A 6439-nucleotide genomic window follows, 5' to 3' on the forward strand; every position below is an offset into this window, starting at 1 on the left:
TCAGTCGGCGACCTCCGGGCCGGACGGGGCGTAGGTGCCGAAGGTCCAGAGGTTGCCCTCCAGGTCCCGGGCCAGGTAGTCGCGGGAGCCGTACGCCTGGTCGGCCGGCGGCACCAGGATCTCGGCGCCCTGCCGCCGGGCCCGCTCGCAGTGTGCGTCGACGTCCTCGACGACGACGTAGATCCCCGCGGGTCCGGCACCGGACATGGCCTCGGCGAAGGGCCCGCCCCGGCCCGCGGAGCCGAGCATCACCATGCCGTTGCCGTGGACGAGCTCCGCGTGGAGCACGGTCCCGTCCTCGCTCTCGTAGAGCGCGGACTGGACGAAGCCGAAGGCCGTGGTCAGCTGTGCGATGGCCGCCCTGGCGTCCTGGTAGAGCAGGGCCGGGGTGACCGTGGGGCGGGTGGTGTTCGTGATGTCCGACATGGCGCTGACTCCTCGGTGTGCGGGGAACGGGGAGGCCCTCGTCCGGCTAGCGGAACGTGTCGCAGGCCGCCACGTTCCCCGTCCGGTACCCGGTCGTGAACCACTGCTGCCGCTGCTGGGCCGAGCCGTGCGTCCAGCTCTCCGGCGTGACCCGCCCCTGGAACTTCTCCTGGATGCGGTCGTCGCCGACGGCCGCCGCGGCCGAGAGACCGTCGTCGATGTCCGTCTGCGTCAACGGCTTGAGCAGGGGTTTCCCGGTCGACCGCTCGGGCGTCGTGGCGGCGTGGTGGGCCCAGACGCCGGCGTAGCAGTCGGCCTGGAGCTCGACCCTGACGGCGTTGCTGCCGGCGCCCGTCCTGCGGTCCTGGGAGCGGTCCAGCGTCCCGGTCAGATTCTGGATGTGGTGCCCGTACTCGTGCGCCACGACGTACGCCTCGGCGAACGGTCCGCCGCGGGCCCCGAACTTACCGGTCAGTTCCTTGAAGAAGTCCAGGTCCAGGTAGACCTTGCGGTCGGCGGGGCAGTAGAACGGCCCGACGGCGGAGCTCGCGGCCCCGCAGGCGGTGTTCGTCCGGCCGGTGAAGAGCGTGGTGGGCGCCTGGCTGTAGGCGGTGGAGCGGCGGGCGAACTCCTGGCTCCAGAACGACTGGGCGCTGTTGACGACGCCGACGATCCGGCAGTCCTCGCGGGTGTTGGCGTCCCGGCCCTTCTTGCAGCTCTGCGCGACCTGGGCCTCCGAGCTCGCCGACGGCGCGGTGCCCGGCTCCCCGGAGGACAGCCCCAGCTCCTGGGGGCCGATGCCGAAGAACAGCCCCGCCAGCAGGGCGAGCAGCCCCACGACCCCGCCGCCGACGGTCAGCCCTCCGCCGGGGACCCGGCTGCCCCGCTCGTCCCGCACCTGGGAGGTGTCGAGATCCGCGTCGTCGTCGAACTGCATGCACGACCGCCTCTCCACCCGGGAACTTTCACCCCGAGTATCCGTGAATCGTGTGATATGCGCCCTTCCGGGCACGGGTCATGAGGACGTACACAGGGGATCGACGGCTGCCCCGCCCGGAGCCTTCCATGCCGGATGAAACGGTAGTGAACCAGGGTGTAACGCAGCGAAACAGGCGGGTTCCGGTGGAAGCGTGCGACGGCGCGCGAGGTGTGCGACCGGTGTGCCGGGGCACTCCACGCGCCCCTGATCGTCCCCCCGGCCGACCGGCCCGCCGTCCTCCCTGCCGGGAAATCCGCTTGCCCGCCACCGTTAGAATCTTCCCCATGGCTTCTCTCCTCGTGCATTAGACGGCGCGGCCGCCCGCGCGGCAGTGTTCGCCCCCTCCCCGGCCCGCACGGCCCCGGGAGGCGCCCCCCTCGACCGCCGTCCATCCCGCCCAGGAGTAGTTCCGTGATCACCGCCTCCGGCATCGAGCTGCGCGCCGGCGCTCGTGTCCTCATCGAGTCCGCCACCTTCCGCATCTCCAAGGGCGACCGCATCGGCTTGGTCGGCCGCAACGGCGCGGGCAAGACCACCCTCACCAAGTGCCTCGCCGGCGAGGGCATCCCCGCCGCCGGCACCATCAGCCGCTCCGGCGAGGTCGGCTACCTCCCGCAGGACCCGCGCACCGGTGACCTGGAGGACCTGGCCCGCGACCGCATCCTCTCCGCGCGCGGCCTGGACTCCGTGCTCCGCAAGATGCGCGAGAACGAGGACCGCATGGCCAACGGCAAGGGCGCGACCCGCGAGAAGGCCATGAAGAAGTACGAGCGCCTGGAGACGGAGTTCCTGACCAAGGGCGGGTACGCCGCCGAGGCCGAGGCCGCGACCATCGCCGCCAGCCTGGGCCTGCCGGACCGCGTCCTCGGCCAGCAGCTGCACACCCTCTCCGGCGGCCAGCGCCGCCGCGTCGAGCTGGCCCGGATCCTCTTCTCGGACGCCGACACCCTGCTGCTCGACGAGCCGACCAACCACCTCGACGCCGACTCGATCGCCTGGCTGCGCGACTACCTCAAGACCTACCGCGGCGGCTTCGTGGTGATCTCCCACGACGTCGACCTGGTCGAGACCGTCGTCAACAAGGTCTTCTACCTCGACGCCAACCGCTCGGTGATCGACGTCTACAACATGGGCTGGAAGCTCTACCAGCAGCAGCGCGAGGCCGACGAGAAGCGCCGCAGGCGCGAGCGGCAGAACGCCGAGAAGAAGGCCGCCGCCCTGAACTCGCAGGCCGACAAGATGCGGGCCAAGGCCACCAAGACCGTCGCCGCCCAGAACATGGCCCGCCGCGCCGAGAAGCTGCTCTCCGGACTGGAGGCGGAGCGGGCCAGTGACAAGGTCGCCAAGCTGCGCTTCCCGGAGCCCGCGCCCTGCGGCAAGACCCCGCTGATGGCCGAGGGCCTGTCCAAGTCCTACGGCTCGCTGGAGATCTTCACCGACGTCGACCTGGCCATCGACCGGGGCTCCCGCGTCGTCATCCTCGGCCTCAACGGCGCCGGCAAGACCACCCTGCTGCGCCTGCTGGCCGGCACCGAGAAGCCCGACACCGGCCAGGTCTCCCCGGGCCACGGGCTCAAGCTCGGCTACTACGCGCAGGAGCACGAGACGCTGGACCCGGACCGCACGGTCCTGGAGAACATGCGCTCCTCCGCGCCCGACCTCGACCTCGTCGAGGTCCGCAAGACGCTGGGCTCCTTCCTCTTCTCCGGCGACGACGTCGACAAGCCCGCGGGCGTGCTCTCCGGCGGCGAGAAGACCCGGCTGGCCCTGGCGACGCTGGTCGTCTCCTCCGCCAACGTCCTCCTCCTCGACGAGCCCACCAACAACCTCGACCCCGCCAGCCGCGAGGAGATCCTGGGCGCGCTGCGCACCTACAAGGGCGCGGTGGTCCTGGTGACGCACGACGAGGGCGCCGTGGACGCGCTCGAACCGGAGCGCATCATCCTGCTGCCGGACGGCGTCGAGGACCTGTGGGGCCCGGACTACGCGGACCTGGTGGCGCTCGCCTGAGCCGGGTCCGCGCCCGGCGCGGACCCCCTTCCGGCCCCTCCCGGCCGGTGATCGGTCACCGTTGATCAGTGCCGTACCGATCATTCGGCCGATGCGTGATCCTTCATATGAGTGAGGGCGGCTCATCCCCCGGTGTGGTGGAACGCTCCGGCGCACGCACCGGAAGCGGCACCCGGTGCCTTTCGCCCCCGTGCTCCGGGGGCCCTCCCTGACCTGCCCGTTTGCCGGGCCACCCGTACGGCCGTACGGGCAGGGGCGGCCGGAATCTCCTGTTCCGCCCGGCTTCGGCGACCCGGATCGCGGAAACCTTCTGTCATCGACCTTGCCGAATGGGTGGCCAGGATCCCGGCAAGGGGTGATCATGAGAGACAAGAGGCGCATCTCCCATGAGGAGGCACGGGTGGCCGAGACTCTGAAGAAGGGCAGCCGGGTAACCGGCGCCGCGCGCGAGAAGCTCGCGGCAGACCTGAAGAAGAAGTACGACTCCGGTGCGAGCATCAGGGCGCTGGCCGAAGAGACCGGCCGCTCCTACGGCTTTGTCCACCGGATGCTCAGCGAATCCGGCGTGATCCTGCGGGGTCGCGGCGGGGCGACGCGTGGCAAGAAGGCCGCCTCGGCCTGACACCGCGCACCTGTCGGGCACCGAAAGCATGGGCAGTGCCACCCGGTCGGCCGTTCGACCGGCCGGGTGGTTACTGTGCAGTCACTTATCAGCTTCATCAGCGACTGCATGCCGATACCGGAGGCTCCCATGACCGCCCCGCAGGCCCTGCTCGAACAGGACGGCGTACGGCTCACCGTGGACGACGCGGTGGCCACCGTCACCCTGACCAACCCTGCCAAGCGCAACGCCCAGTCGCCCGCCCTGTGGCGGGCCCTCACCGAGGCCGGGCGGCTGCTGCCGGGCAGTGTGCGGGTCGTGGTGCTCCGGGGCGAGGGCAAGTCCTTCTCCGCGGGCCTCGACCGGCAGGCGTTCACGCCCGAGGGCTTCGACGGCGAGCCGTCGTTCCTCGATCTCGCACGCGGTGCGGACGCCGACCTGGACGCCGAAATTGCCACGTACCAGCAGGCGTTCACCTGGTGGCGGCGCAACGACATCGTCTCCGTCGCCGCCGTGCAGGGGCACGCCATCGGCGCGGGCTTCCAACTCGCCCTCGCCTGCGACCTTCGCGTCTGCGCGGAGGACGCGCAGTTCGCCATGCGCGAGACCAGCCTGGGCCTGGTGCCCGACCTGGCCGGCACCCGGCCGCTCGTCTCGCTCGTCGGCTACGCCCGCGCGCTGGAGATCTGCGCCACGGGCCGCTTCGTCCACGCCGACGAGGCCGAACGCACCGGCCTGGCCAACCTCGTGGTCCCCGGCGCGGAGCTCGACGCGGCCGTGGCCGACCTGACCTCCGCCCTGCTCGCGCCCCCGCGCGACGCGGTCGTCGAGACGAAGGCGCTGCTGCGGGACGCGGCCGGCCGCACCTACGACGAACAGCGCACCGCCGAGCGGGCCGCGCAGGGCCGGCGGCTGAGGGACCTGGCGGGGCTGGGGGAGTAGCCCCCGCGCCACGGCCGCGGGCCCGTCGGCCGGGCCCGCGGCTCAGCCGCGCACGCGGACGCCGTACCGCGTCCGCAGGAACCACAACTCCCAGAGGGCGACGGCCGTCACGGACACCGGACCGCCGAGGAACGCGGCGACCCGCACCGTCAGCGGCCCGTTCGGCAGGCCGTCGCCGAGCGTGACCAGGTTGAGCGTCCACACCAGCGCGACCGTCAGCACGGCAGGCAACGCGGCGTGCACATCGGCGGTGTTGAAGGCGTAGCGGGCGGCCGAGCCGGAGGCGAAGGCGAGGAACGCCAGCATCCACAGAATGAGCGGCAGGAACAGCAGGGGCGCGACGGTGCTCAGCATTCCCAGCGGGTGGTACTCCTGGAGCAGCGAGTGCACCTGGAGGCAGAGGAGGACGGTGAGTGCCGCGCCCAGGTACCAGCCGACCGCCTTCAGCGGATGCCGCAGCCGCGACCGCAGCAGACGGCGGTGCCGCGGCGGGGCGTACCAGATGAAGCAGGCGATGACGACCGGGCCGACCACGATGAGCACCACCGGCGCCAGGAACAGCTTGCTCACCCCGTCCCTGAACACCTCCTCCCAGCCGCCGTCCATGCCGTAGGTGCTGATCAGCAGGAACGTCGCCGCCGTACCGAGGGCCGCGCGCCACAGCTGTACCCGGGTGACGACCGGGTCCTCGACCCGTCCGGGCCCGGCCGCCGCGAAGATCGCGCGCGCCTTGGCGCGGGCGGAACCGAAGAAGGCGCCGAGGCAGCCTCCCCGGTGGCGCGTGCGTCCGCGCGGCCCGTTCGGCGGGCGGCGCGGCGGCGGCCAGGGCTGTCCCGGACGGCGTTGACCTGCGTACGTCATGGTGCTGCTTCGTCCCCCTCGAAGTCGACGCGCAGGATTCTAGGGGGTGCGTCCGGGGGAGCATGAGGGGCCGGTCGGGTGGGGTGTCCTCAGCGGCCGGCCGGGCCCGGGTCCACCGCAGTGACAAGCACCGCCACCCCCGGCGCGACCAACTCCCGTACCGCACGCGCCACATCGACCGCACGGTGCCCGCCGGCCACGGCGATCTGCACCCACCTCCCGACATCGGCGTCCCGCCCGCCGAGCACCGGCGCCTCCCGCGCCACCCCGGGGACGGCGAGGACGGCCGTCCCGGCCCCGGTCGCCGTCGCGGTCCCGTCGGCCGGCTCGGGCGCTGCCGGCGGAGCACCGGACACCTCCGTCAGTACGTCCGTCACCCGGACGTCGATGCCCTCCAGCGCCAGCCCCAGCCGCTCGTCCGAGACCGCCCACAGTGCCGTGCGCAGCCGCTCGGCGGCCGCCGGCAGGGAGGTGCCGTCGGCGGCGGCCACGGCCAGGTCCGCCGCACACCGCAGGGGGCCCGGGGGCAGGGCGCCGGGCGGGAGCGGGACGTCCGACGGGGCATGCGGCGCGGGGGAGCCCGCGATGCGCAGCCGGCCGAGCCGGACGCCGGGCAGACC

Annotated in this window: 7 protein-coding genes; 3 read left to right on the top strand and 4 right to left on the bottom strand. The window is 72.6% G+C overall.

Annotated elements, in window-relative coordinates:
• Entirely contained in the window at nt 1-426 is a 426-nt protein-coding gene (locus HN013_RS19510; RefSeq protein WP_171167925.1) for a VOC family protein, read from the bottom strand.
• A gap of 46 nt (nt 427-472) precedes the next feature.
• Nucleotides 473-1363 carry a neutral zinc metallopeptidase gene (locus HN013_RS19515; RefSeq protein ID WP_171167927.1) on the bottom strand — a complete coding sequence of 297 codons (891 nt, stop codon included), beginning with the start codon at nt 1361-1363 and terminating at the stop codon, nt 473-475.
• A gap of 453 nt (nt 1364-1816) precedes the next feature.
• Between HN013_RS19515 and HN013_RS19520 the strand changes: the two genes are divergently transcribed.
• From HN013_RS19520 to HN013_RS19530, 3 genes are all read left to right on the top strand, one after another.
• On the top strand, nt 1817-3415 hold the full coding sequence (locus HN013_RS19520) for an ABC-F family ATP-binding cassette domain-containing protein (protein ID WP_171167929.1): 1599 nt from the start codon (nt 1817-1819) through the stop codon (nt 3413-3415).
• A 400-nt stretch (nt 3416-3815) separates the two neighbouring features.
• The gene (locus tag HN013_RS19525; RefSeq protein ID WP_030366669.1) at nt 3816-4037 is read left to right on the top strand and encodes a helix-turn-helix domain-containing protein; all 222 of its coding nucleotides are present in this window, start codon (nt 3816-3818) and stop codon (nt 4035-4037) included.
• A 129-nt stretch (nt 4038-4166) separates the two neighbouring features.
• Nucleotides 4167-4958, top strand: coding sequence for an enoyl-CoA hydratase/isomerase family protein (locus HN013_RS19530; RefSeq protein WP_171167931.1), 792 nt, complete (start codon nt 4167-4169; stop codon nt 4956-4958).
• Nucleotides 4959-5000: 42 nt separating this feature from the next.
• Here HN013_RS19530 and HN013_RS19535 read toward each other — a convergent pair whose 3' ends face one another.
• Nucleotides 5001-5819 carry a hypothetical protein gene (locus HN013_RS19535; protein ID WP_171167933.1) on the bottom strand — a complete coding sequence of 273 codons (819 nt, stop codon included), beginning with the start codon at nt 5817-5819 and terminating at the stop codon, nt 5001-5003.
• Nucleotides 5820-5908: 89 nt separating this feature from the next.
• The coding region (locus tag HN013_RS19540) for a hypothetical protein (RefSeq protein WP_171167935.1) at nt 5909-6439 on the bottom strand (531 nt) is incomplete at its 5' end.

This window comes from Streptomyces sp. I05A-00742, assembly GCF_013055795.1.
Classification (GTDB): Bacteria; Actinomycetota; Actinomycetes; order Streptomycetales; family Streptomycetaceae; genus Streptomyces.

Bases quoted from the DNA above. Each gene is read 5' to 3' on its own strand.
- HN013_RS19515 (WP_171167927.1), bottom strand. From the start codon at position 1,363: ATGCAGTTCGACGACGACGCGGATCTCGACACCTCCCAGGTGCGGGAC.
- HN013_RS19530 (WP_171167931.1), top strand. From the start codon at position 4,167: ATGACCGCCCCGCAGGCCCTGCTCGAACAGGACGGCGTACGGCTCACC.
- HN013_RS19510 (WP_171167925.1), bottom strand. From the start codon at position 426: ATGTCGGACATCACGAACACCACCCGCCCCACGGTCACCCCGGCCCTG.
- HN013_RS19535 (WP_171167933.1), bottom strand. From the start codon at position 5,819: ATGACGTACGCAGGTCAACGCCGTCCGGGACAGCCCTGGCCGCCGCCG.